Here is a 23406-nt window from a genome sequence, read left to right as displayed (position 1 = left end):
ATGATGACTAACCAAGAATTGAACGACCTGAAAAACCGCTACGTGGCTAACGGTGCTGCCACGCCGACAACCCAGTTTGCCGAGCGCGCTGAAAATGCTGAGCTGTGGGATGCCGACGGCAACCGCTGGATCGACTTCGCGGGCGGTATTGGTGTGCTGAACTTGGGCCACCGCCACCCGAAAATCGTCGCCGCCGTTGAAGCGCAGCTCAAGAAAGTTATGCACACCAGCGCCGCGGTCATTTCCTACGCGCCCTATGTGCAGCTGTGCCAAAAGCTTTGCGAACTAAGCCCGGTGCGCGGCCCTGAGCGCAAAGCGATGCTGGTCAACACCGGTGCCGAAGCGCTGGAAAACGCCGTGAAGATTGCCCGCGCTGCCACTGGCCGCACCGGCATTATTACCTTCGACGGCGCTTTCCACGGACGCACCATGATGACCCTGGCCATGACCGGCAAGGTGCTACCGTACAAGAACGACTTCGGCCCGATGCCGGGCGACGTGTTCCGCGCCCCATTCCCGAATCCGCTGCACGGCATCAGCGAAGAAGCGTCTTTGGATGCCATTCGCACGCTGTTCAAAACCGATATCGCCCCGCACCGTACAGCGGCCATCGTGATTGAGCCGGTTCAAGGTGAAGGCGGCTTCTATATTGCGTCACCGGATTACCTTAAAGCGCTGCGCGCGCTGTGCGACGAGCACGGCATTCTACTGATCGCCGATGAAGTGCAGTCCGGCTTCGCCCGCACCGGCAAGCTATTTGCCCTCGAACATAGCGACATCGAAGCGGATATTCTCACCACCGCCAAAAGCCTCGCTAACGGCATGCCGCTGTCGGCTGTTGTGGGTACCGCCAAGGTAATGGACGCCTCCGGCCCCAACTCGCTAGGCGGCACCTACAGCGGCAATCCGCTCTCCTGCGCGGCAGCGCTGGCGGTGATCGAGGTGATCGAAGAGGAAAATATTCTTGAGCGCAGCGAGCAGATGGGCAAGATGCTCGCGGAGCGTTTTGCTGTTTGGGAAGAGCGATTCCCCGCCGTTGCCCACGGCCGCCAGCTAGGCGCCATGGCAGCGTTCGAATTGCTCGATAGCGAAGGAAAACCCGATACAGCGCTAACCGGTGCGCTCTGTGCCAAAGCCCGCGAGAAAGGCCTGATCCTTCTCTCCTGCGGCTTCTACGGCAACAGCATCCGCATTCTGGTGCCGCTAACCGTCTCTTCCGCGGTGTTGGAAGAAGGGCTCAGCATTATCGAGCAGTCCCTGGAAGCGCTTAGCTAATACTCTTCTAAGCATCACAAAGCCCGCCCTCGTCAAACAGTGAAAGCTGTTGGCGAGAGCGGGTTTTTATTTCATGGTGGGGAAAGTTTTGGGGTTGCAGTGTGATTATGAGCCACTACCCCTACAGTTTTGTTTAAACCTAGATAACCACTGAGTGGGAGTAAGACCGAAGGCTTTCTTGAAGTGATTTGTCATATGGCTCTGGTCATTGAAACCAGCTGAAACTGAGGCGTACGACAACGAATAACCATGGGTCAAATAGCGTTTTACGAACGCAAGACGCCGCATGGTCAAGTAACGGTATGGGCTTGTTCCATATAATGCCCTGAAATCTCTTGATAAACTCCACTTTTCACGGCCGCTCACCAACGCTAAATCATCAAGTGTGATATGAGAATCCAATGAATCGTGGATATATTCTCTAGCCTTTTCTGCAGCGTTATAGTCGTATGCCACCCTACCTCTTTTGTGACCGGCAACAGCAGAGAGAACATTGGCTAGTTCGAAGACGATATCTTCCCCTTCAAGCTGCTCATGAGCAGTTTGGAGGTCATTCATAAGAAATTCTGTGGCGGCATAAAGCCGAGGGTCTGTGCTAACGCCACCCTTTATGTAGGGTAAGGTGCGGCCACCAAGCACCGCTTGAAGAGCAAAGGGTTCAATATACATGATGCGGTAGTGGAAGCCGTCATTCGTTCCAGCCTCACCGTCGTGGAGTTCATCAGGATGAATCACAATGGTATTGCCAGGTAAGCTAGTTCTTTTTTCACCTCGGTAATTGAAGCAATGAACCCCTGCAAGGGTTCTACCTACAGCATACGTATCGTGCCGATGGGGCTCGAAAGCAACGCCAGAAAAAAAGGCTTCAAATCTTTCTATCTGTGTATTAAAAGAATTTAGCATAGGCGGTAAGTTATCGGCTTCTGTCTGACTGCAGGATTATCATGCAACGGAATATATGAATAAGTAAAGCTAGTGAGCCAATTTTGACAGTTTATATAGCCTGTCCTTGAAGCGCTCTCGTATTGCGGGCTATTCAGCTCAATACGTAATATAGAGTGGTGGCGACGACTGTTGTTAGGAATAGTCCACTTTTTAATATAACTGCCAATATGCCTACTGCAATAAAAGAAAAAATAGATAGGTTAAGCCCGTTAGCCATCTCTGGTATCACGATGTAAGTGATGAAACAAATAAAAATAGAAGTAGGCAATATTTCCTCAATTAGATACTGGGCTTTTGCGCCGAAGTTAATCGTGAACAAAGAGGGCAGAACTCTTACCATGACACTTGTAAGTAGAAGAGCCAAAATCACCAAAAAATTATCTGCCATATTTGTTCCTCAATATTTTCTATTCAGTAGATAGGAGATAGTGGATAATAGAATGATGGAGGGGATCCAAAAGTAGATGCCACCAAGGGTGTAATAGAAAAGCCCGCTTATTAAAAAGCCTAACGTTGCCTTTGGAACAGTTATCAAACCACTTTTATAAGGTCGGTTTTGAAGATACGAGATGGCAAGAAAAAGAAGCACCAAGCTCGCAGGAATACTGGCATTGATGTCGTCAGGTAAAAGGTTGGGAAACAGCCCAGCTATAATGCCGCCTGCTACCCCAAAGAGTATCCAGGACAAGAAAATGGTGAAGCGAATTATCAGCATGGCTCTTTGGTTATGTCCCTGCTCAATAGCGTACGCTTCGTCGCCGAGTACATGGGACGCAAAAACCTTAAGCAACTTGTTTTTTGGTAATTTTTTTGAGCATGAAAGCGAAATTGCAAAATATCGGCTATTGATCATAGTGGTAACGAAAGCAATAGTTAAAAAACTGGCCCCAGACTCAGAGAGAGGTAGAGCGGCAAACTGCCCGCTCCCAGAAAAGCCTAGTAGGCTTACGAGAAAAATTTCGACAATGCTCCAGTCTGCTTTGTAAGCAGTAAAGCCGAATAGCATGCTAACAGGTGCTATTGCAAAGATGGCCGTTAATAGCAGCGGAAGCAGAACCCGATACTCTGCTGTATTTGAAGCAGAGAGCACTTTTTTGGTGTTTAAATATTTATTCATCATTGCCAATCACTTTTTCCCAAAATGTGAATTTTTTAGTTATGGCTAATGGGCTTACAGCAGAACATTGAAGCTAGCTGCTATGCTGGAAGCGTATGAGAAAAGTTGATAAGCGTATTGTAAGATCGTGCAGGTTTGTTGAGAGCGGAGTGAGTCTAGCCGTTATGGTTTTTCAATATTTTGTTTTCGTGCGTTGGCTTGGGCATCGCTGGCTGGCGAGTTTATCCACAATCACTTGGCTGGCTTCTTTGGTCGGGTTCAATGGCGAATACGGGCAACGTGGGGCCCGCCGCGGCTGCGTTAGCAAACGGCGCGTGATCATGAATGCGTACTCGCGTTTGAACCAAACGACCTGGATAGGTGCCTTAGCCATTAATAATACTGATACCTGACGGTTGAGAGCTATTCGTCACTATGCCATGACGTTACCATCAAGGTAGCGTTTGCGTAATCAATCCAGCAGGATCAACTCTGCAGGAACAAACCAGTAGGAGAGTAACGATGTATATCGCGATGAACCGTTTTCGGATTGCCCCAGGCCGCGAAGAGGATTTTTTAGAGGTGTGGCGTAACCGCGACTCTCACTTGGATGAAGTGCCGGGCTTTAAACAGTTCAAGATGCTGCAGGGTGAAAGCCAGGAAGATCACACCGTGTTTATCTCCCACAGCGTGTGGGAGTCGGAAGAAGCCTTCCGCGCCTGGACTAAGTCAGATGCGTTCCGGAAGGCCCATGCCAATGCCAAGTCACCCGAAGGTATTTATCTTGGCCCACCAAAGTTTGAAGGTTATGAGGTGGTGCTGTAAGCCGTGTACGGCTAAACGAAGCAGGTTGTCAGCGGGGTGGTTGCCCCGCTTTGGGGGCTTTAAAACAATGCCAAGCCAATAGAGAGCAGTACGCTATAAAGCAGCGTTGAAATGGCCGTTTTCTTCAGCATATTGGTTAGCATCTCGCCATCACGGGTATGGCTTAACGTTCTGGCTGCGTCAGTCAGTGGCTTGGCCACCAGCAGGCAGCTCCATCCCACCCACGACACCGGCAGCGCAACTAAATAGTTCAAGGTAAGCAGCAGCGCCAATCCCAGCAGCGCCCAGTGGTAGCGAATCGCCTTAGTGCGGCCAAGGCGCACCGCCACGGTGATCTTGCCGTTACGCGCATCGCTTTCGATATCGCGCACGTTATTCACATTGAGCACGGCGGTTGCCAGCAAACCGCAGGCGGCAGCAGGTAAAAACGGCAGCCAGCTTAGTTGCTGTACATGTAGATAGTAGGTGCCCAATACGCCAAGCAGACCAAAAAACATAAAGACCGCAATGTCCCCAAACCCTCGGTAGCCATAAGGGGTGCCACCTAGACCAACGGTATAGGTCACTGCTGCCAACAGGGCCGCAGCCCCTAAGAGAATGAAGATGAGGATTTGCCCCCACTGATTTCCAAACGCGGCGACCAGCAATAATAGCCCCAGTAACGCGGCAACCGTGGCCGCAATGATCATTCCCGTGCGCATTTTTTCCGCGCTAAGCAAGCCAGAAGAGACCGCTCTTGCAGGCCCTATACGCTGTTCGTCATCAGCACCCGATGCAGCATCACCGTAATCGTTGGCTAAATTAGACAGCACTTGAAGCGCAATGGCGGTCAGTAGGGCAAGCACAAGTACTGCCATATTCAGAGCATCCACACTCGCGGCTAGCCCACTGCCCAGCAGAATGGAAGCACAGGCTAGCGGTAGCGTTCGGGGGCGAGCAGCTAATACCCAGGCTTGGTAGTGGCGGCACTTACTATTTTGACCCATTCCGTTGATATTCCTGTTGACCGTTTTCATTTAATAAACATTCGGCAATGTATGATTAAGTGCGGAAAAGTAGATCTAAGTCAAAATATGCCGCGTCATCTTGTCCCACACTGCAAGCACCCCTTGAGTAGGAGTTTACGCGATGATTGGCGACTTATTTAGACATAACAAATATATGGCGGTAGTTTGGTTACTGCTACGGCTCTATTTAGGCATCACCTGGCTAACCTTGGGCATCGGTAAAATGATCGGTGGCTTTAACGCCGAGGGCTTCTTAAGCAATGCTGTTGCCAACCCTGTGATGCGAGAGGGAAGCGCGGTTTACCCTAATTATGTTGCCTTTTTAGAGAATTTTGCGTTGCCCAATGCGGATGTCATTAATCTCATTATACCGTTGGGAGAAGTGTTAGTGGGCCTGGGTTTGATCGTTGGTGTACTGACCTCGTTTGCTGCGTTTTTTGCCATCGTGATGAACATGTCGTTTTTGATAGCAGGCACGGTGTCCACTAATCCATGGATGATTGCGCTGACTTTCTTTTTACTGGTGGCGGGTGCCAATGCAGGGCGGTTTGGCGGTGATCGGTGGGTGCTACCCTATATGAAAAAAAAGCTAGGCTTGAAGTACCCGGCAGCTGCTAGCAGGTAATTGAAAACGCTGCTCTAACAGGCGAATTATGCACTCTACACACCCTATTGAAGCACTCAAACATCAGCTTGATGCGCTTCGTCATACGGATAAAAAAGGGTTTATGCGCCTAAATACGCCCTGTCAGGTCGGTAACCTGATGGGGTGGTTAAACGTGCAGAGCGTTTACCCTCTCCTTTATTGGCAATCCCGTGATGCTGGCGCCGTTGAGTATGCTGCGCTGGGGATTGTTAAGGCGTTTGGTTCCTTAGCGGCGCTACAGGCTGATCTTGCTGTGCTGGCCGATAGTGGTGGCGAACAGCCGGACTATTTCGGTGGCATGGCCTTCGACCCCGGTACGTCAGGGTGGCAGCACTTTCCTGACTGCCACTTTTTGCTGCCGCGTATAGAGCTTAGACGCCACCAAGCTGGGGCGACGCTATCACTCAACCTGCGCTTTGATGATCGCTGCCCAGAGGCCGAGATAGCCCAGGCTCGTGCCTGTTTGGCTGCCCTGGAAGAGGAGCAGCCGCTGCCTTGCTTGCTGCCGAATGTTTATCAGCGTGAAGACCATCCTACGCAGAAAGAGTGGACGGCGTCGGTAGAGCAGGTCACCCATCCTGATCACCTGAGTCACACACCCAAGGTGGTGCTCTCACGGGAGACGTGCCTAACCACACCTGAAACGCCCAGCCCTTGGGCGCTGCTAGCACGCTGGCAGGCCGGTGCCGCCGACTGTTTTCACTTTGGCGTCCAATTTACTCCCCATGAAGCCTTTATCGGCTGCCCGCCGGAACGGCTCTACAAGCGTAAAGGTAGGCATTTAATGACCGAGGCGCTGGCGGGTACCACACGTCGTGGGCAGGATACCCAGCAAGATCAAGCGCTTGCCGATGAACTGCTGGCCGATAAGAAAAACAGTCTGGAAAACCAGTGCGTATATCAGCAGCTTTTGACCCAGTTTGAGCCGCTCTCCTCTCACGTCCAGATGGGCGAGGCGCATATTGTTAAGCTGCGCTCGGTGCAACATATCCGTCGTCTGATTCACGCCGAGTTGCACCGAGACGTCACCGACCAGCAGTTGCTGGCAGTGCTGCCGCCTACCCCAGCGGTAGGCGGTGTTCCCCGCAAGTCGGCACTGGCATTTATTCGCCAACATGAGCGCCATCGACGCGGTTGGTATGCGGGCGTTTTCGGCCGAATCAGTCACACCAGCAGCGATCTGGCGGTGGCCATTCGCTGCGCCCATATCGGCCCAGAAACAATTCGCCTTTATGCCGGTGCAGGCATTGTGGCAGGCTCACAGCCAGACGAGGAGTGGCACGAACTGGATACGAAAATTGCTGACATTATGTCGCTGCTTGGGATGGGATAACGTAGATGACAGCACTGACATCGGACGGTTTTGTGAAGAGTGGTTTTATGGAAGAGTACGCCACCTTTAATCATGTATGGGCGGCACTAATGCTGGAGGAACTCTACCGCTTAGGCGTGCGCGATGTAGTCCTGGCGCCAGGCTCCCGTTCATCGCCTTTGACTATGTCCGCCAGCGAGCATGCCGGGCTGCGCTGCCACTGCCATTTTGACGAGCGTGGACTGGGGTTTATGGCGCTGGGCATTGCCCGGGGCAGTCAGCACCCGGTCGTTATTATCACTACCTCAGGCACCGCCGTGGCCAACCTTTACCCGGCGGTGGTGGAAGCCAAATTGCTCGGCGTCCCGCTTATTGTACTCTCTGCCGACCGCCCCATTGAACTGCTGGGTAACGGCAGCAATCAGGCGATTGACCAACGGGATATTTTCTCCCGCCACACCATTGTTCACCACGACCTGCCGCCGCCGGATGCTGAGATAAAAGCAGCGTTTCTACTCAGTACTGTTGATCAAGCTGTTGATCAGCAACGCCGTATGCCCGGGCCGATTCACATTAATTGCCGTTATCGCGAACCGCTTTACCCCGGCAACTGCCTGGTGGATACCGGTGATTATCTCGCCCCGCTAAGGGACTGGCTGACGACTTCAAAACCGTGGAGTGATTGGTCATTCAGTACTGCGGTTCCAGCGCTCAACAACGAGTGGGTAACGTTTGCCCAGCAGCGTGGCCTGATTGTGGTTGGCAGGGTTGATGACTCCCAGCAGGCGCAGCAGATTGTTGAGCTATCCAAGCAGTTGGGTTGGCCGCTACTGGCCGACATACAGAGCCAAATTCATTTTGACCCTCAAAATCTGATTCACTTTGATCTAACGCTGCATGATGAGCGTTTCTGCGCTGAACTCGCCAAAGCCGAGGTACTGCTGCAGTTTGGTGGTCGGTTAATTTCGAAACGGCTAACGCAATTTATTGCCCAACAACCGTGGCAGGATGCCTGGTTGGTTGATCCGCTGCCCCAGCGGTTGGATCCCGACTACTGTGTTAAGCGCCGTTTGATATGCTCGCCCGCCGACTTTATAGCCGCTTTGCCAACGATACCTGAACAACCTCCCTGCCATCAGCTGGCCAGCCTCCAACGACGCACTAGTCAGCTTGTGGAAGAGCGCTGTACAGCATTCTCAGAGGTGGGAGTTTGTCACCTTTTAGCGCAGGTGGCTGAAGGGCAGTTGTTTATAGGCAATAGCCTGCCCGCGCGGCTAATGAATATGCTGGGTACGCATCGCCAAACGCCGGTACGGGTATTTGCCAATCGCGGGGCTTCCGGTATTGATGGTCTTATTGCCACGGCTTACGGCCTCAGTTGCACATGCTCAGAGCCGACTACTATTGTGCTGGGGGATACCAGCGCACTGCATGATCTCAACAGCTTGGCGCTGTTAAAGCAGGCCACGCAGCCTCTGGTGGTGGTTATCCTCAATAACGATGGTGGCAGTATTTTCCATATGCTGCCGGTACCTAAAGAAGACGATCTGCTGGAGCGCTATTATCGCCAGCCCCACGGCTTGCACTTCGAGCATGCGGCGAAGATGTTTGGGCTTGGCTACTTCGCGCCAGAGTCACTGGATGCCTTTATGGCGGCCTACACTCAGGCTTTGCAGGCGGGCGTTACGTTGATTGAGATTAACGTGCCCCATCAGCAGGTGGCCAATGATCTCAAGCATCTTGGCGCAGCGATTCGAGGGGAGCCGCGTGAGCAGTAAACCTCAGGCGCCGACTCTGGTAATGCTCCACGGTCTGTTGGGCGATGCTCAGGACTGGGGTGAGGTCATCGCTGACTTGGAAGGCATCAACTCCCTCGCGCTGGATTTACCCGGCCACGGCCAGAATCACCACGTGCAGGTAGGCTCTTTTGAGGCCTTTCACCACTGGCTTGGCGATACACTGATAACTCACGGTGTTCGCCATTACTGCCTACTGGGTTACTCCCTGGGCGGGCGCTTGGCGCTGTACCATGCCAGCCGTCAGCCACCGGGGCTGGAAGCACTCTGGCTGGAGAGTGCCCACCCAGGGCTGCCCGCCAGTGAGCGCTCTGCCCGAATTGCGCACGATGAGCACTGGGCAACACGCTTCGAGCAGGAACCATTGGAAAACGTACTTGCCGACTGGTACCAGCAGCCGGTGTTCGCCGACTTAACCGAGGTTCAGCGCGGTCGGCAGATTCAACGTCGGCTAGCGAATCATGGGCCAGCTATTGCCAGCATGCTGCAATCAACTTCCTTGGGTCAACAGCCTACGCTTTGGCAGTGGCTGGAAAGCACCTCGCTACCGGTGGGGTACTTTTCGGGGCAGCGGGACATCAAGTTCCACACTCTGGCGTCTCATCTGGCAACAATGGCCCCGCGCCTGCGCCATATTACGCTGGAAGGGGGCCACAATCTTCATGCTGAGCAACCTGAGATGATTGCTCAGCAGCTCAATGCCTGGTATCGCACGCTAGGCTAATGTTTATCAGCTGATCACCATTAACCAGGGCAGGCCGACCACCAGCCAAATTACCAGAAATAGCAGCCCGAAGATCGCCCCTAGGCGCCAAAAGAGCGCGCTGGGCAGGTAGCCGCTGCCGTAGTAAACCGGGCTTGGCCCTGTGCCGTAGGGGGTCAGAATGCCCATAAAGCCAAGTGTGGGTAGCAGTAGCAGAACAAACATCTGCATATCCAGACCGGCAATGCCTGATGCCGCTGCCAGAATCACCGGTAGCAAGGCGGTAACGTGGGCAGTAACACTGGCAAAGAAGTAGTGCAGTAGATAGAAAATGACCACCAGCGCCACCATGGCCATTAGGGGGTTGAAGTGGCTTATTTGCCCGCCAACCACATTGCCAAACCAGTTAACGAAGCCGACTTGGCTGAGCCCGCCCGCTAGTGCCACCAGGGTGGCAAACCATACAAAGGTATTCCAGGCTGCTCGGTTATCGAGAATATCGCTCCAGGTCACAATGCCGGTTAACAGCATGCCGCAGATCACCACCAAGCCTACCAGCGACCCAGAGATAATATCGCCCGCAAAAATCCATAGCAGCAGGGCGGTGACCACCATAATGACCAGCATTATTTCATGGCGGGTCAGTGCTCCCAGCTTGGTTAACTCTTGCCCCGCCCAGTCGGAGATTTCATTCCCCGCTTTCACTTCGGGCGCGCATAGCCAGTAGCTCAGCAGCGGCACCAGCAGGAGCAGCAGAATGCCGACAGGTGCTACTGCCATAAACCACTGCCCCCAGTTGATATGAATACCTGTCGCGCTCTCGGTTAGCGCGATCGCCAATAGATTGGGCGCCAGAGCGGTCAAAAATAGCGAACTGGTCACACAGGTGGAAGCCAGCGCGGTCCACATCAAAAAGCTGCCCATGCGCTTCATGCTGGGGGCATTGGGGTGCGAATCGTAAAGCGGCGGCAGGTTGCGAATCACGGGGTAGATCGTGCCTGCGCTACGTGCGGTGTTCGAGGGCGTAAACGGCGCCAGAATGCCATCGGCAATCATCACCGCGTAGCCAAGAGTCAACGTACGTTTTCCCATTGCCTTGACCAGCCAAAGCGATATTCGCCTGCCGAGTCCGGTTTTTTCATACCCCAAGGCAAACATAAATGCGCCGAAAATCAGCCATACGGTGGAATTGGTAAAGCCCGACACCGCCCATGAGAATGCCTGGTTAGCAGCACTGAATCCGTCAGTCGCCAGTTGCTCCGGAGAGAACAGCACCCACCGGGAAAGTAGTGCCACCAGGGTAACGCCGACCAGGCCCACCACTGCGCCCGGCAATGGTTCAAGAATAAGGCCAACCACACAGCCGAGGAAAATGGCGAAAAAGTACCACGCATGAGGCGCAAGCCCCAGGGGAGTGGGTATCAGCGCGACGATGATAGCAACTGCTAGCGGCGCTAACAGTTTCCATCGCGGTGAGGGTTGAGCATCGGTCGTCATGCGGCACCTCTCTTCAGTGTTGGTAGTGTGCTCTTTTTGCTTGGTGGGCAGTGGTCTGCCCGGCAGTGAGTGATTTGAAGAGTAGGCGGTGCAGCACTAGGGTAAAAGTGATGCTAGCTCGATTCCTCCCTTTCTTGATGTACATCAATAGTCCTTTGGACTAATGAACAGGGCCTTCCCCTTGTATGGTAAGTTCGAATAGACAAGACGGCAGCGCAGATTGCCGCCAGTACCACCTTTGACTTGGCTAATGAAGGGGCTTTTCATGCAACAGCGAGATTTTGATATCGTCATTGTTGGTGGGGGTGGTGCAGGCTTACGCGCTGCTATCGGGGCTGCCGAGCAGGCCAAAGAGCAGGGCACTCCCCAGCGCATAGCGCTGCTGTCCAAGGTTTACCCCATGCGTTCCCATACCGTGGCGGCTGAAGGTGGCGCTGCCGCCGTCACCAGTGCCGAAGATTCCCACCAAGCGCATTTCGACGACACGGTGTCAGGCGGTGACTGGCTGGTTGAGCAGGGCGTCGTCGACTACTTTGTTCATCACGCTTATCAAGAATTGGTGCAGATGGAGCGCTGGGGCTGCCCCTGGAGCCGTAAAGGCGATGGCCAAGTGCAGGTGCGCCGCTTCGGGGGCATGAAAACCGCACGCACCTGGTTTGCGGCCGACAAAACCGGCTTTCATATGCTCCACACCCTGTTTCAGACCTCGCTGAAGTACCCAGAGATTGAGCGTTTTGATGAGTTCTTTGTGCTCGATCTGGCGGTACACGAAGGTGCGGTTATTGGCGTTATAGCCCTGCAGATCGCTACCGGTGAACTGACCCTGCTGCGCGCTAAAGCGGTGATTCTCGCTACCGGCGGCGCAGGGCGCTTGTTCCGCTTCAATACCAACGCGGGAATTGTCACCGGCGACGGCATGGCGATGGCCTATCGTCACGGTGTGGCGTTGCGGGATATGGAGTTTGTCCAGTACCACCCCACCGGCCTGCCCGGTTCTGGCATTTTGATTACCGAAGCGTGCCGGGGCGAAGGCGGCATTCTGCTCAATAAAGAGGGCTACCGCTATCTGCAGGATTACGGCCTGGGCCCAGAAACTCCGCTTGGCAAGCCGGAAAACAAATATATGGAACTGGGGCCACGGGACAAACTCTCCCAGGCCTTCTGGCAAGAGCAGCAGGCGGGCCGCACCGGCAAGTTTGGCGACAGCGATGTGGTCTATCTCGACCTGCGCCACTTGGGTGAAAAGTACATTCTGGAGCGCCTACCGTTTATCTGTGAACTGGCTAAATCCTATATCAATGTTGATCCGGTGAAAGACCCCATTCCCATTCGCCCGGCGGTTCACTACACCATGGGTGGGATTGAGACCGACCCTCAGTGCGAAACCTCCATTGCCGGGCTTTACGCCGCCGGGGAGTGTGCTTCAGTTGGTTTGCACGGTGCCAACCGCCTGGGCTCCAACTCGCTGACCGAGCTGCTGGTATTTGGCCGCTTAGCCGGTGAACAAGCGAGCCAGCGAGCGGCCAAAACCGAGTGGGCTGATGAGCGCTTGCTGGAAGCCCAGGGCGATCGCCAACAAGCCAAGCTGTTGCGGCTCTGTGACGGAACCGAGGGGGCAGAGAATTGGGTAGCACTCAAGCACGCCATGGTGCAAGCCATGGAGAGTGGCTGCGGTATTTACCGCACTGAAGAGGGCATGCGCCATTCGCTGGATACCATGCGTCAGCTACGTGAGCGCTTTAATAAGGTTCGCGTTAATGATACCAGCAAGATATTCAATACCGAGCTACTGGAATGTCTTGAACTGGAGTGTGGCCTGGATATTGCCGAAGCCTCTTGCTTAGGGGCGCTTGAGCGTCGTGAATCCCGTGGTGCCCATCAGCGCCTGGATGAAGGTATGCAGAAACGCGACGACGTTAACTACCTCAAGCACAGCCAAGTGTTTTATCAAGGCGATGCCCATGCCGAGCTACACTGGCAGGATGTCGATGTGCGGTTTTCCGCCCCGGCGGAGCGGGCTTATGGCGATGCGGGCAAGGGGGGCAAGGCATGAACACCCAGCAGATCAGCACCAAACAAATCAGCGTTAAACGCTATTTGCCAGACAGTTCGGCTGAGTCCTACTGGCAGCAGTACGAACTGCCGGTGGACGACAGCACCTCTTTGCTGGATGCCCTCAACCACATTAAAGAACAGCTCGATAGCACGCTGAGCTACCGCTGGTCGTGCCGGATGGCGATTTGCGGCTCCTGCGGGGTCATGGTGAATGGCATTCCCAAGCTCGGCTGCAAAACCTTCCTGCGCGATTATGAAGGCGAGATCCGCATCGAGCCGCTATCCCACTTCCCGGTGCAGCGGGATTTGGTGGTGGATATGGAGATATTCCTTGAGCACCTGGCCGCGGTTAAGCCCTACCTGATTGATGACAACCCGGTAAAACCGTATGACCCCCAGGCGCCGGAAACCTATCAGCAGTCCCCTGAGCAGCTCGCCCGCTATAAGCAGTTCGCTAACTGCATTAATTGTGGCCTCTGCTACTCGGCCTGCCCGCAGTTTGGCTTGAATCCTGAGTTCCTTGGCCCGGCGGCGCTAACGCTGGCCCACCGCTACAATCTGGATAGCCGCGACCACGGCAAGAAGCAGCGCATGGCCGAACTTAACCGCCACGAAGGCGTTTGGAGCTGCACCTTTGTGGGCTTCTGCTCCAAGGTATGCCCCAAACACGTTGACCCCGCCGCTGCGGTCAATCAGGGCAAGGTCGAAGCGGCCAAACACACACTCATTGCGCTGTTTAAAGGGTAGGGGAGGAACGTCATGGATAAATCATCATCGCAACGCCTGCCGCCACTGAAACGCAACTGGTGGCTGAAACACCGCTTTTTTAAACTCTACATGCTGCGCGAAGCCACTGTGCTGCCGCTGGTGTTTTTCACGCTCTGCTTACTCGCCGGTATGGTTGCTCTTCTTCAAGGGGCAGAAAGCTGGCAGGGGTGGATCGCCTTTATGGGCTCCCCCATCGTATTAGTGCTGAATCTTCTAGCGCTGGCCGCCAGCCTGTTTCACGCCGCCACCTTCTTTGTGCTGTTCCCACGGGTAATGCCGCTGCGTATCGCCGGGCATAGCCTGCCTGATCAGGCTATTGTTGCCGGGCAGTGGGCAGGGGTAGTGGCGGTCGCACTGCTGTTTTTCTGGCTATTCGGGAGGGCGTAATTATGGAAAAACTAGCCATGAATAAACCAAGCATGGGCAAAAACAGCGCTCAGCATAAACAAGCCTTTGATGAGCCGCTCTGGTGGGGGCTGTTTAGCGCGGGTGGCGTCTGTTTTGCCGTCTTTCTGCCTGCCGTGATTCTATTTATCGCCGTTCTACTGCCCCTTGGCCTGCTGCCCGCCGAGGTGCTGAGCTATGAGCGGGCATCGGCACTGCTGTTCAGTGTACCGGGCTTTCTGTTTGTGGGGGCGGTAGTTTGCTTGCCGCTTTTTCATGCCGCCCACCGCCTGCGCCATGGGATGTTTGATATCAGCGTGGGCAATGACGCACTCAACAAAAAGCTAATGTACGGTGGTGCTGCGCTGGTAAGCATTGTGGCGCTGGGTCTAGTCGTCGCAGGTATGCTGGGTTAAACGGCTCGCTGTCAGCATTTCGCCCCAACAGATAAGAAGAGATAGGCATGATTAACGGACTCACTGAAACGGAACTCTATGCGCCGGTAGAGTGGCAGGATCGCTCCGATGGCTATCAGGATATTTTGTACCACACCACTGCCGATGGCATTGCGCGCATCACCATCAACCGGCCCGAGGTGCGCAACGCCTTTCGCCCGCTGACGGTTAGCGAGATGGCCCAAGCGCTGAATCGCGCCCGCCACGACAGCTCTATAGGCGCCATTCTGCTCACTGGCGCAGGCGACAAAGCGTTCTGTGCCGGCGGTGACCAGCGCATTCGCGGTGACTATGGCGGCTACCAGGATGAAGAGGGCACCCACCACCTCAACGTGCTGGATTTCCAGCGCGATATTCGCACCTGCCCCAAACCAGTAGTGGCGATGGTGGCGGGCTACGCTATCGGCGGCGGCCACGTGCTGCATCTAATGTGCGACCTGACCATTGCCGCCGAGAACGCTGTCTTCGGCCAAACCGGCCCTAAAGTCGGCTCTTTTGATGGCGGCTACGGCGCCTCGTATATGGCGCGCATTGTGGGTCAGAAAAAGGCCCGGGAAATCTGGTTCCTGTGCCGCCAGTACAGCGCCGCCCAAGCGCTGGAAATGGGGCTAGTCAACCACGTGGTGCCGCTAGACGAGCTAGAAAAAGAGAGTGTGCGTTGGTGCCGCGAGATGCTGCAGCATAGCCCTATGGCACTGCGTTGCCTGAAAGCTGCACTCAATGCCGATTGTGACGGACAGGCCGGGCTTCAAGAGCTGGCGGGTAACGCCACCATGCTCTACTACATGACCGAAGAGGGGCAGGAAGGGCGTAACGCCTTTAACGAAAAGCGCCGCCCGGATTTTTCCCGCTACCCGCGTAACCCGTAATGCAGCTGGCGCTTTACCGCTACTCCCTCCCGTTCCGTCAGCCGCTAATGTTTAAAAGAGAGCGGTTGGCGAACAGAGAAGGGCTGTTAGTTTCCATTAACGGGCAGTGGGGCGAGATTGCCCCGCTACCTGGCTTCTCAACGGAAACCCTGGCGGAAGCTGAAGCCGAAAGTCTGGCTTGTTTGGCTGCTTTGAGCCGAGGCGAAATAGTCTCCCCAACGCTGCCATCGGTGCAGTTTGGGTTTGACTGCGTCCAACGCTCTTGGCCACTCAATCTTCCTGAGCCTTTGCCGCCCTACCCACTGCTCCAGGGTGCACCTGCCGCGCTGATCCAGTCTCTTTCAACCACCGATTGGCAAGCCTCGCTACCGTCTCGGCTCAAGCTGAAAGTGGCACGCCATGCTATGGAGGAGGAGCTGGCGCTGATTGAACAACTTGCCGCTCGGCTGCCCACCACCAAGCTGATTTTGGATGCCAACGGCGGCTGGACGCGGGAAGATGCCCAGCGCTTCTGTGAGCGCCTCCCCCTTAAACAGATCGACTACCTGGAAGAGCCCTGCGCTGCCTTTGCTGACACCATCGCCGTGGCAGAAGCAACGGGGGTGGCCATTGCCCTGGATGAAACGCTATCCCGCCGGGAAGAGTGGTACTGCCACCCACAGCTCAAAGCCTTGGTAATCAAACCCACGCTAATCGGCTCGCTAAGCGACTGCGAAGCACTCGTTCAACGGGCACGGGCGGGTAATCTTCGCGTGGTGGTCTCCTCCAGCTTTGAATCCGATCTAGGCCTTGTGCAGCTTGCCCGCCTGGCAAGCGAGTGGGCGCCTGATGAGCCGCCTGGGTTGGATACCGGCCATTGGCTTGCCGGACGTGTGACTAATCTAGCGGGTGAGGTGATGACAGAAAACGTGCACTGTCTTTCTAAAATGGAAAATTTAGCGTGATAGATACCTGCCCCATTCACTACTGGGCCAAAGAGACCCCTGAGCATATTGCGGTAGAGGCTGGCTCCGTGTGTCTTAGCTACCGAACGCTTAATCGCCGGGTGGCGTCTTTAACGCAGCAACTGAAGCGCGCAGGTTTTGTGCCCGGTGATCGCTTAGTGGTGCCCGCCAAAGGCTCGCTTAAATCCTTGCTGTTGGCGTGGGCCTGTCTGCGGGTTGGGGTTGTTTTCTGCCCGTTTAACCCAGCATTCCCTGTTACCCAGCAGCTCAATTTAGCTGAGCGCTTGCAGGCTGGCCGCGTCTGCCAAACGGAAAGTGACAATGATTACTCTTCACAGCTAACCTCTTCACCGCTAACGCCGATCACCCTGGATTTCCTGGCGGAAGCTGGCTCAGGTGAGCCGCCAGCGCTCGATGGCAGCCAGCTGTGTAACACCATTTTTACCTCTGGTTCCAGCGGTACGCCCAAGGCGGTGCTGCATCGTGTGGCCAATCATTTAGCCTCCGCCCGCGGTTCGGCGTCGTTTATTCCCGTTGATCAAAACAGTGGCTGGCTGTTGTCGCTGCCACTGTTTCATATCGGTGGCTACGCTATTCCGTTCCGCGTTTTTCTTGCTGGTGGGCGGGTGATTCTCGATGACGATCCGCAAACGCTTCCCGCGCGCCTTGAACAGCAGTCAATCACCCACCTTTCACTGGTGCCCACCCAGCTCTGGCGACTGCTGAAAGCGGGCTTTACCCCCCAGCGCACTCAGTTGCGGGAGCTGCTACTGGGCGGCGCGGCGATACCCGCGCCGCTGGTGGTGAAGATGACATCACTGGGGCTGACGCCGAAGGTTAGCTATGGGCTATCCGAGATGGCCAGCCAAGTTTGCACCGGCATACCCACCTCGCCGGGCGTTGTCGGTAGGCCGCTGCCAAGCCGTGAAGTGAGGGTGGTTGAGGGTGAGATACAGGTACGCGGCGAAACCTTGTTTTGCGGTTATTTGAATAAGGGCGAGATTGATCCAGCCCTCAACGACGAAGGCTGGTTTGCCACCCGCGACAAGGGCCACTTCAATGCGGAAGGCGCGCTGGTGGTGGAAGGGCGGCTCGATAATGGCTTTATCTCCGGTGGCGAGAATATCCAGCCAGAAAGCATCGAACAGCGGTTGGTCGACCACCCCCACATCGCCCAGGCGTTGGTTGTAGCAGTGCCCCACCCCGAGTGGGGCGAGCGCCCGGTGGCGTTTATCGATTGGCACGGTGAGGCCGTCCAAGAGCAGGCGCTAAACACCTGGGTTCGCGAAGCACTGCCTGGCTTTATGGTACCCGATACCTGGCTGGCCTGGCCGCTAGGGGTGGGCTTTAAACCCTCCCGTAAACAGTTTGCTGAGCTGGCGCGAAAACAGTTGGTTTATAAGTAGCCAGCTAGTGTGGTTATGCTATTCCTGGTGGTGTCAGTGGCGGCAAGTAGCGCTCCAGCAGTTGGGCAGCATGTAATACCTTAAGGTCTTGATATTTGTCTGCTACAAGGTGCAAGCCTACCGGCAGCCCCTGGTTATCCAGCCCGCAAGGCAGTGATGCGGCGGGCTGTTGGGTAAGGTTGAAGGGATAGCTAAACGGCGTCCAGTCCATCCAGTCTTTATAGCGCTCGCCCGGTGGCACGTTGTGGCCCGCGGCAAAGGGCGCAATGGGCATCGTAGGCGTGACCAGCAAATCATAGCGCTGATGAAACTCCGCCATCTGCGCCGTTAATTCGCTGCGCTCACGCCGGGCGGCGAGGTAGGCGGAAAGCGATACATCCTGCCCGCGCCGTGCGATATCCAGAAACCCAGGGTCGAGTGCTGCCTGCTGTTGTTCGTTGAGTTTTTCGAGCGCTTGGGTGGCGCCCGCAAACCAGAGCGTATTAAACGTCTTAAGCGGATCACTAAAGCCAGGGTCAATTCGATCTACCGTCGCGCCCAATGCTTCTAAATGGGCCACGGCTTCCTCAACCCGCTGCGCAATATCCGGGGCTACTTCTACATAGCCAAAGTCAGCGCTAAAGGCGATGCGCCAGCCGCGTAGGTCAACAGGGGGGGGCGTTAGCCAGTCTGGCCCGAGTGGGTTGCCGGAATAGCCATCCCGCACATCCGGCTGCGCTATCACGCTAAGCATAAGCGCGCTGTCAGCGGCGGTGCGGGTCATAGGGCCTAAATGAGAAAGCGTACTCATGGTGCTGGCGGGCCACTGAGGCACCCAGCCAAAGGTGGGTTTAATACCAAAGGTACCGGTGAAGCTGCATGGGATGCGAATAGAGCCCCCCGCGTCGCTGCCCTGGTGAAGCATACCAAGGTTAAGTGCAGCGGCAGCCCCTGCACCGCCTGATGATCCTCCTGGCGTTAGTTGGATATTCCAGGGGTTTCGGGTAATGCCGTGTAGCGGGTTATCGGTGACGCCTTTCCAGCCAAACTCCGGCGAGGTGGTCTTGCCGATCACGATAGCCCCGGCGTTGCGTAGATGGCGGCTGATCGGTGCATCCACCTCCCAAGGGCCATCCGGTGACGTGGTTGTCGAGCCCAGCCGTGTAGGCAGGTCTTTGGTTAAGGTTAAATCCTTGATGGTGACAGGTATTCCGTCCAGCGGGCCAAGCGGCGTACCTGCCTGCCAGCGCTGTGCAGATTCTGCTGCCAAACGCCGGGCTTCTACCTCGTTCACACAGGTAAACGCATTTACCTTGGGGTTATCGCGGGTAATCCGTGCCAAGCAGTCATCAATCAGAGTTTCTGGCGAGAGAGAACCCTCGCCAAAGCGCGCCAATGCGTCGACTGCCGTGAGTGTTTCAAACGTCTCGGCCATCGTTACTCCCCTGTTCCGCCAACGCTGCTGACGATGCCAGCGGCATTCAGCATGGCGTGGAGCAACACATTGCAGCCTGCGTGGACATGCTCTGGTGTCGCACTTTCGATCTCGTTGTGACTGATGCCATCCTTGCAGGGAATAAAGATCATCGCGGCGGGAGCAACACGGCCGACAAACATCGCATCGTGGCCTGCACCGCTAATGATATCCATATGGGAAAGTTCGAGGTGCTCTGTACTTTGGCGTACTGCGTCCACGCACGCTTTGTCGAAGTATTCAGGGGCGAAATTGGCAGTGGGTTCCAGGTGGTATTCAAGGCCATGGCGCTGGCAAATCTCTTCAACAGCGGCGGCGACTGCCTGACCCATTGTCTCAAGCGCTTCAGGCTCCCAGTGGCGCATATCCAGGGTCATTTTGACCTGACCGGGAATCACGTTACGCGAACCGGGGTGCAGCGTCATACAGCCCACTGTGCCACGCCCGTGGGGCTGATGATCAAAGGCGATACGGTTGAGCGCTTGGGTGACTTCGGCTGCGCCCATCATGGCATCCCGACGTAGGTTCATCGGTGTAGGGCCAGCGTGGGCTTCAAGCCCTGTCAGGGTTAAATCAAACCACTTCTGTCCAAGCCCACCGATAACCACGCCTATGGTGGTATCGGTATCTTCTAAAATCGGGCCCTGCTCGATGTGTGGTTCAAAGTAGGCCTTGATCTCGCTTGGCGAGACGTTATCGCTTCCGCGGTAGTGAATGGCGTCCAGGGCATCGCTTACCGTGACGCCATCGGCGTCGGCGCGCGCCATCATGGCGTCAAACGCCAGCTCGCCGGTGAATACGCCAGAGCCCATCATGCAGGGCGGAAAACGGCAGCCCTCCTCGTTAGTCCAGGCCACGACTTCGATAGGGGATTGGGTGGTGATGTTGTGCTGGTTAAGGGTGCGAATCACTTCCAGGCCGGAGAGTACGCCGAAGCAGCCGTCGTACTTGCCGCCGGTAGGCTGGCTATCCAAGTGGCTGCCTGCCATTACCGCTTTAGCGTTGGGGTCGCTGCCTTCACGGCGGGCAAAAATATTGCCGATATTATCAATCCGTATCGTGCAGCCCTCGGCTCTGCACCACTGGATAAATAGATCACGCCCCTTACGTTCTAGATCGGTAAGCGCCTGACGATTAACGCCGCCTTTAGGGGTGGCGCCCAGCTTGGCCATCTCCATTAATGCTTCCCAGAGGCGGTCACTGTCTGTACGTAGGCTGGTGATATCAGGTGTTGGCGAAACGTAGGTGTTCATCTCAGTATCCTCGCAAGGTTAAACGGACAGGTTTTCCGTTGGTAAATCATGTAGCTTGGAGCGATGGTTCTGAATATTGGGAGAATCATTGCTGATCAGCATTTGCGCGGCCATTTCCGCTTCCAGCGCGCTCATATGGTGCTCGGCATCGGCCATATGTTCGGCCATTACCTGACGCACACGCTGGATATCTTCAGCGCGGTAGGCTTCCACCAACTGGCGGTGGTAGTCCTGATTGGCGTGATCGAACTGCTTGCGTTCGGGAACGTAGGCTTTTTTGATCACCACCAAGTCGCGCAGCATGTCGTTTAAAAACTGGCACATAAACGCGAGCAAAGGGTTGGGGCAGACGCGGGCCAGCAGTTGGTGAAATTCGAGCTCCAAAAAGCGCTGGTGTCGGTGATCCTCTGCATCGCTCGCGCAACAGGCACAGGCCGACATATTGGCTTCCAACTGCTGGAAGTCGTGCTCGGTGAGCTTTCCCACCACTGATGCCGCCAGCTCTACTTCCAACAGTTTGCGCAACTGGTAAACTTGCTTGCCATCCAGTTGCTGGAAATGCAGAAAGTTACGCAGCATACGGCTGGCGGGTTCCATGCCTGGCTGATTAATCACCGCGCCCCCTTTAGGCCCGGTTTTTAAGGTGATCAGCCCCTCAACCTCAAGGATCTTGAGCGCTTCGCGCACAGTGGCCTTGGCGCTACCGTAAAGCTCCATCAGCGCTTTTTCGTTCGGCAGCCGATCACCTTCCCCTAATGACTCGGCGGCAATCCAGCGCTTGATATCATCGCTAATCAGTTCTGCAAGCTTGGGCCGGCGCTTAGCGGCTGAACCAGTGGTTGAAACTGTCTTTGAAACAGGGGATTGAGTCATCAACCCACTCCTTATTTGTAGTTAGCGGCGCTGGTCGTTTCTTGGGTGTATGCAGGCAAGCGTTCGGGGTGGTACTCGGCATCATAGTCGTAGCGTGCCTGGGTAAAGCGTTCTACTACCGCCGTATCACGACGATGCAGCCCATGGCTTAGGCCCACAAACAGCACAGTGTTCAGCAACAGTCCCCAAATACCCGCGTGGTAACCAAAGGGGGCGCTTAGCGGGCCAAAGGTCATCAGTAGTACACAGGCAACACCGGCCCAAAGCCCAGCGAGAGCCGCAGTGGGGTGGGCTTTTTTCCAGGTGATAGCGCCAATGGTAGGAATAACCAGTTGTGCGGTACCTGCCAGCGCAGCAATGCCGATAGTCACCAACACACCGGGAACGGTTAGCGCCATGATATAAGCTGCCAGAGAGAAGCCTACTAACGATAAACGACCGATATAAACGATCCGTGCTTGGCTTGCTTCACGGTTCACATAGCGCTTATAGATATCCATCGTCACTACGGTGGAAACCGCATGAATCTGCGAATTCGCTGTAGACATGGCTGCAGACGCGCCCGCCGCCATAATCAGCGAGGCAAGCAGGTAAGGGGCATACTCCATCAGCATGATGGGCAGAATTTGATCGGGATTTTCTACATTGGGCTCAAGCAGCACGCCGGAGTAGCCAGAGAGTACCGAACCCACATAGGCAAAGGCGGCTAAGCCAAGTAAAAAGGGCATTAAGTTGAACAGCTTGCCATGTTTGACCGAGTACATGCGTAACCAGATTTGTGGGCCCATAAAAGCACCAATAGCCGTAATGGCGAACAGCGAGAACCACATGGGGTATCCCATGGTGCCGTTAGGCCCTGGCATGGTGAGGTGTTCAGGAGATGTTTGCTGAAGCTGGCTAAATAGCGCTGCTGGACCGCCTACTTGGGTGGAAATATAGTAGCCTGCGTACATCATGCCGAAGAACAGCAGAGCTCCATAAATTACGTCGGTCCAGGCGATAGCACGAATGCCGCCAATCCATACGTAGATAATAATAATGAAGTAGAACAGCAGCGCGGCGAGCCAGAAAGGAATCAGCCCACCCGAGGCGACTTCGATTAAGTAGGCACCGCCAGTTAGCTGTATTTGTAGATAGGGTACGGTAAAAATCAGTGTGATAACGGCAACGGTAATACGCAGCGCTTCGCTGTTATAAAAGTCACCTATTAAGTCTGAGGGCGTTAAATAGTTAAATCGTTTGCCTAAATACCAAACCCGTTTACCAATCCAGTAATACATAAAGCCAAATAGCAGGTTCCAGGCTAACGCGGTCAGAAATACCGGCCCATTGGTATAGAAGGTGGCATTAGAGCCGAGGAACGCAAACGCACTCCACCATGTCGCCGCCACGGTGAAAAATACCGCAATACTGCCCATGGCGCGACCTTGAACAAAAAAGTCTTCACTGGTTTCTTGCGATTGGCGTGCTGATAGAACCCCCACCATCAAGGGGATAATCATAAATGCCGCAATAATTAATAGACTGCCGGTCATGTTTAATCCCCCGTCTTAGTGTTGTTTAGTGGCGCTTTCCGGTGTCGATGTTGGGCTGCCCCAGTTGGTGAAATAGGCCACCAAAAAAAGCGCCGTTAGCACAAACCACCAAAACAAGTTCCACACCAACAGGAAAGGGATACCCATCAACAGGGGCTCTATCTGGTTAGCCAGCATAATGACGGGGCTTTCCAGCATAAAGAAACTGAAAAGCATGACGCTGTAAATCGACAGCTTGAGGGGAGTTAAATACTTCATAGCGAGTTTGCCCTATGTCCATAGTGAATTGTTTATATTGAGTTTGTGAGC

General features: G+C 55.0%; 23 protein-coding genes. 13 read left to right on the top strand and 10 right to left on the bottom strand.

Going from position 1 to position 23406, the window contains the following annotated elements; all coding sequences use genetic code 11:
• The first annotated feature begins 3 nt into the window (after nucleotides 1-3).
• Nucleotides 4-1275: a 4-aminobutyrate--2-oxoglutarate transaminase gene (gabT, locus tag HALTITAN_RS00620; RefSeq protein WP_039857345.1), complete on the top strand. Its 1272-nt coding sequence runs from the start codon at nucleotides 4-6 to the stop codon at nucleotides 1273-1275.
• A gap of 105 nt (nucleotides 1276-1380) precedes the next feature.
• On the opposite strand, the gene HALTITAN_RS00615 is transcribed toward gabT, so the two are convergent.
• The 3 genes from HALTITAN_RS00615 to HALTITAN_RS00605 form a co-directional block, all read right to left on the bottom strand.
• Nucleotides 1381-2178 carry a helix-turn-helix domain-containing protein gene (locus HALTITAN_RS00615; protein WP_009285928.1) on the bottom strand — a complete coding sequence of 266 codons (798 nt, stop codon included), beginning with the start codon at nucleotides 2176-2178 and terminating at the stop codon, nucleotides 1381-1383.
• Nucleotides 2179-2311: 133 nt separating this feature from the next.
• Nucleotides 2312-2608 (bottom strand): hypothetical protein, encoded by a 297-nt coding sequence (locus HALTITAN_RS00610; RefSeq protein ID WP_039857343.1) that lies wholly within the window; start codon nucleotides 2606-2608, stop codon nucleotides 2312-2314.
• Between the two features lie 9 nt (nucleotides 2609-2617).
• Entirely contained in the window at nucleotides 2618-3340 is a 723-nt protein-coding gene (locus HALTITAN_RS00605) for an AzlC family ABC transporter permease (RefSeq protein WP_051051757.1), read from the bottom strand.
• A 498-nt stretch (nucleotides 3341-3838) separates the two neighbouring features.
• Between HALTITAN_RS00605 and hmuQ the strand changes: the two genes are divergently transcribed.
• Nucleotides 3839-4141, top strand: a complete 303-nt coding sequence (gene hmuQ / locus HALTITAN_RS00595) for a heme-degrading protein HmuQ (RefSeq protein WP_022521683.1) — start codon at nucleotides 3839-3841, stop codon at nucleotides 4139-4141.
• A gap of 59 nt (nucleotides 4142-4200) precedes the next feature.
• Here hmuQ and HALTITAN_RS00590 read toward each other — a convergent pair whose 3' ends face one another.
• Complete coding sequence (locus HALTITAN_RS00590) at nucleotides 4201-5127, bottom strand: 1,4-dihydroxy-2-naphthoate polyprenyltransferase (protein WP_039857341.1); 927 nt, start codon at nucleotides 5125-5127, stop codon at nucleotides 4201-4203.
• Nucleotides 5128-5269: 142 nt separating this feature from the next.
• Here HALTITAN_RS00590 and HALTITAN_RS00585 point away from each other — a divergent pair, with 142 nt between their 5' ends.
• Genes HALTITAN_RS00585 through menH form a run of 4 tightly spaced genes read left to right on the top strand, consistent with a single transcriptional unit; the run spans nucleotide 5270 to nucleotide 9626 of the window.
• Nucleotides 5270-5773 (top strand): DoxX family protein, encoded by a 504-nt coding sequence (locus HALTITAN_RS00585; RefSeq protein ID WP_039857339.1) that lies wholly within the window; start codon nucleotides 5270-5272, stop codon nucleotides 5771-5773.
• A 28-nt stretch (nucleotides 5774-5801) separates the two neighbouring features.
• Entirely contained in the window at nucleotides 5802-7127 is a 1326-nt protein-coding gene (locus HALTITAN_RS00580; protein ID WP_009285925.1) for an isochorismate synthase, read from the top strand.
• Between the two features lie 5 nt (nucleotides 7128-7132).
• Nucleotides 7133-8884, top strand: a complete 1752-nt coding sequence (gene menD, locus HALTITAN_RS00575) for a 2-succinyl-5-enolpyruvyl-6-hydroxy-3-cyclohexene-1-carboxylic-acid synthase (RefSeq protein WP_085947136.1) — start codon at nucleotides 7133-7135, stop codon at nucleotides 8882-8884.
• Nucleotides 8874-9626, top strand: coding sequence for a 2-succinyl-6-hydroxy-2,4-cyclohexadiene-1-carboxylate synthase (gene menH, locus HALTITAN_RS00570; RefSeq protein ID WP_039857332.1), 753 nt, complete (start codon nucleotides 8874-8876; stop codon nucleotides 9624-9626). Before menD ends, menH begins: the two co-directional genes overlap by 11 nt.
• A 6-nt stretch (nucleotides 9627-9632) precedes the next feature.
• Here menH and HALTITAN_RS00565 read toward each other — a convergent pair whose 3' ends face one another.
• Complete coding sequence (locus tag HALTITAN_RS00565) at nucleotides 9633-11102, bottom strand: anion permease (RefSeq protein WP_009285924.1); 1470 nt, start codon at nucleotides 11100-11102, stop codon at nucleotides 9633-9635.
• A gap of 265 nt (nucleotides 11103-11367) precedes the next feature.
• On the opposite strand from HALTITAN_RS00565, the gene frdA reads away from it, so the two are divergent.
• Genes frdA through HALTITAN_RS00530 form a run of 7 tightly spaced genes read left to right on the top strand, consistent with a single transcriptional unit; the run spans nucleotide 11368 to nucleotide 17983 of the window.
• Complete coding sequence (gene frdA, locus HALTITAN_RS00560; RefSeq protein ID WP_022521692.1) at nucleotides 11368-13155, top strand: fumarate reductase (quinol) flavoprotein subunit; 1788 nt, start codon at nucleotides 11368-11370, stop codon at nucleotides 13153-13155.
• Nucleotides 13152-13904 (top strand): succinate dehydrogenase/fumarate reductase iron-sulfur subunit, encoded by a 753-nt coding sequence (locus HALTITAN_RS00555; protein WP_009285922.1) that lies wholly within the window; start codon nucleotides 13152-13154, stop codon nucleotides 13902-13904. The genes frdA and HALTITAN_RS00555 overlap by 4 nt, the downstream gene beginning before the upstream one ends.
• Nucleotides 13905-13916: 12 nt before the next feature.
• Nucleotides 13917-14312, top strand: coding sequence for a succinate dehydrogenase/fumarate reductase transmembrane subunit (locus tag HALTITAN_RS00550; protein ID WP_027957065.1), 396 nt, complete (start codon nucleotides 13917-13919; stop codon nucleotides 14310-14312).
• A 17-nt stretch (nucleotides 14313-14329) separates the two neighbouring features.
• Entirely contained in the window at nucleotides 14330-14725 is a 396-nt protein-coding gene (gene frdD, locus HALTITAN_RS00545) for a fumarate reductase subunit FrdD (protein WP_231500587.1), read from the top strand.
• Between the two features lie 47 nt (nucleotides 14726-14772).
• Nucleotides 14773-15633: a 1,4-dihydroxy-2-naphthoyl-CoA synthase gene (gene menB, locus HALTITAN_RS00540; RefSeq protein ID WP_009285921.1), complete on the top strand. Its 861-nt coding sequence runs from the start codon at nucleotides 14773-14775 to the stop codon at nucleotides 15631-15633.
• Nucleotides 15633-16577 (top strand): o-succinylbenzoate synthase, encoded by a 945-nt coding sequence (menC, locus tag HALTITAN_RS00535; protein ID WP_009285920.1) that lies wholly within the window; start codon nucleotides 15633-15635, stop codon nucleotides 16575-16577. The genes menB and menC overlap by 1 nt, the downstream gene beginning before the upstream one ends.
• Nucleotides 16574-17983, top strand: coding sequence for an AMP-binding protein (locus HALTITAN_RS00530; protein WP_009285919.1), 1410 nt, complete (start codon nucleotides 16574-16576; stop codon nucleotides 17981-17983). The genes menC and HALTITAN_RS00530 overlap by 4 nt, the downstream gene beginning before the upstream one ends.
• Nucleotides 17984-17996: 13 nt before the next feature.
• Here the strand turns inward: HALTITAN_RS00530 and HALTITAN_RS00525 are convergent, their stop codons facing one another.
• From HALTITAN_RS00525 to HALTITAN_RS00505, 5 genes are read right to left on the bottom strand one after another with little or no spacing between them, the layout of a single operon-like run.
• A complete protein-coding gene (locus HALTITAN_RS00525; RefSeq protein WP_009285918.1) occupies nucleotides 17997-19397 on the bottom strand; it encodes an amidase in 1401 nt (466 codons plus the stop codon).
• A gap of 2 nt (nucleotides 19398-19399) precedes the next feature.
• Nucleotides 19400-20689 carry a Zn-dependent hydrolase gene (locus HALTITAN_RS00520; protein ID WP_009285917.1) on the bottom strand — a complete coding sequence of 430 codons (1290 nt, stop codon included), beginning with the start codon at nucleotides 20687-20689 and terminating at the stop codon, nucleotides 19400-19402.
• Nucleotides 20690-20707: 18 nt separating this feature from the next.
• Complete coding sequence (locus HALTITAN_RS00515) at nucleotides 20708-21562, bottom strand: FadR/GntR family transcriptional regulator (RefSeq protein WP_039857328.1); 855 nt, start codon at nucleotides 21560-21562, stop codon at nucleotides 20708-20710.
• Nucleotides 21563-21573: 11 nt separating this feature from the next.
• Nucleotides 21574-23097: a sodium:solute symporter family protein gene (locus tag HALTITAN_RS00510; protein ID WP_009285916.1), complete on the bottom strand. Its 1524-nt coding sequence runs from the start codon at nucleotides 23095-23097 to the stop codon at nucleotides 21574-21576.
• A 15-nt stretch (nucleotides 23098-23112) separates the two neighbouring features.
• Nucleotides 23113-23355 (bottom strand): hypothetical protein, encoded by a 243-nt coding sequence (locus HALTITAN_RS00505; protein WP_039857326.1) that lies wholly within the window; start codon nucleotides 23353-23355, stop codon nucleotides 23113-23115.
• Between the last annotated feature and the right edge of the window lie 51 nt (nucleotides 23356-23406).

This window comes from Vreelandella titanicae BH1 (assembly GCF_000336575.1).
Taxonomy (GTDB): Bacteria; Pseudomonadota; Gammaproteobacteria; order Pseudomonadales; family Halomonadaceae; genus Vreelandella; species Vreelandella titanicae.
The sequence above is the reverse complement of the archived record's forward strand: the minus strand, read 5'-3'. Positions and strand labels throughout refer to the sequence as shown.

Bases quoted from the DNA above. Each gene is read 5' to 3' on its own strand.
- gabT (WP_039857345.1), top strand. From the start codon at position 4: ATGACTAACCAAGAATTGAACGACCTGAAAAACCGCTACGTGGCTAAC.
- HALTITAN_RS00615 (WP_009285928.1), bottom strand. From the start codon at position 2,178: ATGCTAAATTCTTTTAATACACAGATAGAAAGATTTGAAGCCTTTTTT.
- HALTITAN_RS00610 (WP_039857343.1), bottom strand. From the start codon at position 2,608: ATGGCAGATAATTTTTTGGTGATTTTGGCTCTTCTACTTACAAGTGTC.
- HALTITAN_RS00605 (WP_051051757.1), bottom strand. From the start codon at position 3,340: ATGATGAATAAATATTTAAACACCAAAAAAGTGCTCTCTGCTTCAAAT.
- hmuQ (WP_022521683.1), top strand. From the start codon at position 3,839: ATGTATATCGCGATGAACCGTTTTCGGATTGCCCCAGGCCGCGAAGAG.
- HALTITAN_RS00590 (WP_039857341.1), bottom strand. From the start codon at position 5,127: ATGGGTCAAAATAGTAAGTGCCGCCACTACCAAGCCTGGGTATTAGCT.
- HALTITAN_RS00585 (WP_039857339.1), top strand. From the start codon at position 5,270: ATGATTGGCGACTTATTTAGACATAACAAATATATGGCGGTAGTTTGG.
- HALTITAN_RS00580 (WP_009285925.1), top strand. From the start codon at position 5,802: ATGCACTCTACACACCCTATTGAAGCACTCAAACATCAGCTTGATGCG.
- menD (WP_085947136.1), top strand. From the start codon at position 7,133: ATGACAGCACTGACATCGGACGGTTTTGTGAAGAGTGGTTTTATGGAA.
- HALTITAN_RS00565 (WP_009285924.1), bottom strand. From the start codon at position 11,102: ATGACGACCGATGCTCAACCCTCACCGCGATGGAAACTGTTAGCGCCG.
- frdA (WP_022521692.1), top strand. From the start codon at position 11,368: ATGCAACAGCGAGATTTTGATATCGTCATTGTTGGTGGGGGTGGTGCA.
- HALTITAN_RS00555 (WP_009285922.1), top strand. From the start codon at position 13,152: ATGAACACCCAGCAGATCAGCACCAAACAAATCAGCGTTAAACGCTAT.
- HALTITAN_RS00550 (WP_027957065.1), top strand. From the start codon at position 13,917: ATGGATAAATCATCATCGCAACGCCTGCCGCCACTGAAACGCAACTGG.
- frdD (WP_231500587.1), top strand. From the start codon at position 14,330: ATGAATAAACCAAGCATGGGCAAAAACAGCGCTCAGCATAAACAAGCC.
- menB (WP_009285921.1), top strand. From the start codon at position 14,773: ATGATTAACGGACTCACTGAAACGGAACTCTATGCGCCGGTAGAGTGG.
- menC (WP_009285920.1), top strand. From the start codon at position 15,633: ATGCAGCTGGCGCTTTACCGCTACTCCCTCCCGTTCCGTCAGCCGCTA.
- HALTITAN_RS00525 (WP_009285918.1), bottom strand. From the start codon at position 19,397: ATGGCCGAGACGTTTGAAACACTCACGGCAGTCGACGCATTGGCGCGC.
- HALTITAN_RS00520 (WP_009285917.1), bottom strand. From the start codon at position 20,689: ATGAACACCTACGTTTCGCCAACACCTGATATCACCAGCCTACGTACA.
- HALTITAN_RS00515 (WP_039857328.1), bottom strand. From the start codon at position 21,562: ATGACTCAATCCCCTGTTTCAAAGACAGTTTCAACCACTGGTTCAGCC.
- HALTITAN_RS00510 (WP_009285916.1), bottom strand. From the start codon at position 23,097: ATGACCGGCAGTCTATTAATTATTGCGGCATTTATGATTATCCCCTTG.
- HALTITAN_RS00505 (WP_039857326.1), bottom strand. From the start codon at position 23,355: ATGAAGTATTTAACTCCCCTCAAGCTGTCGATTTACAGCGTCATGCTT.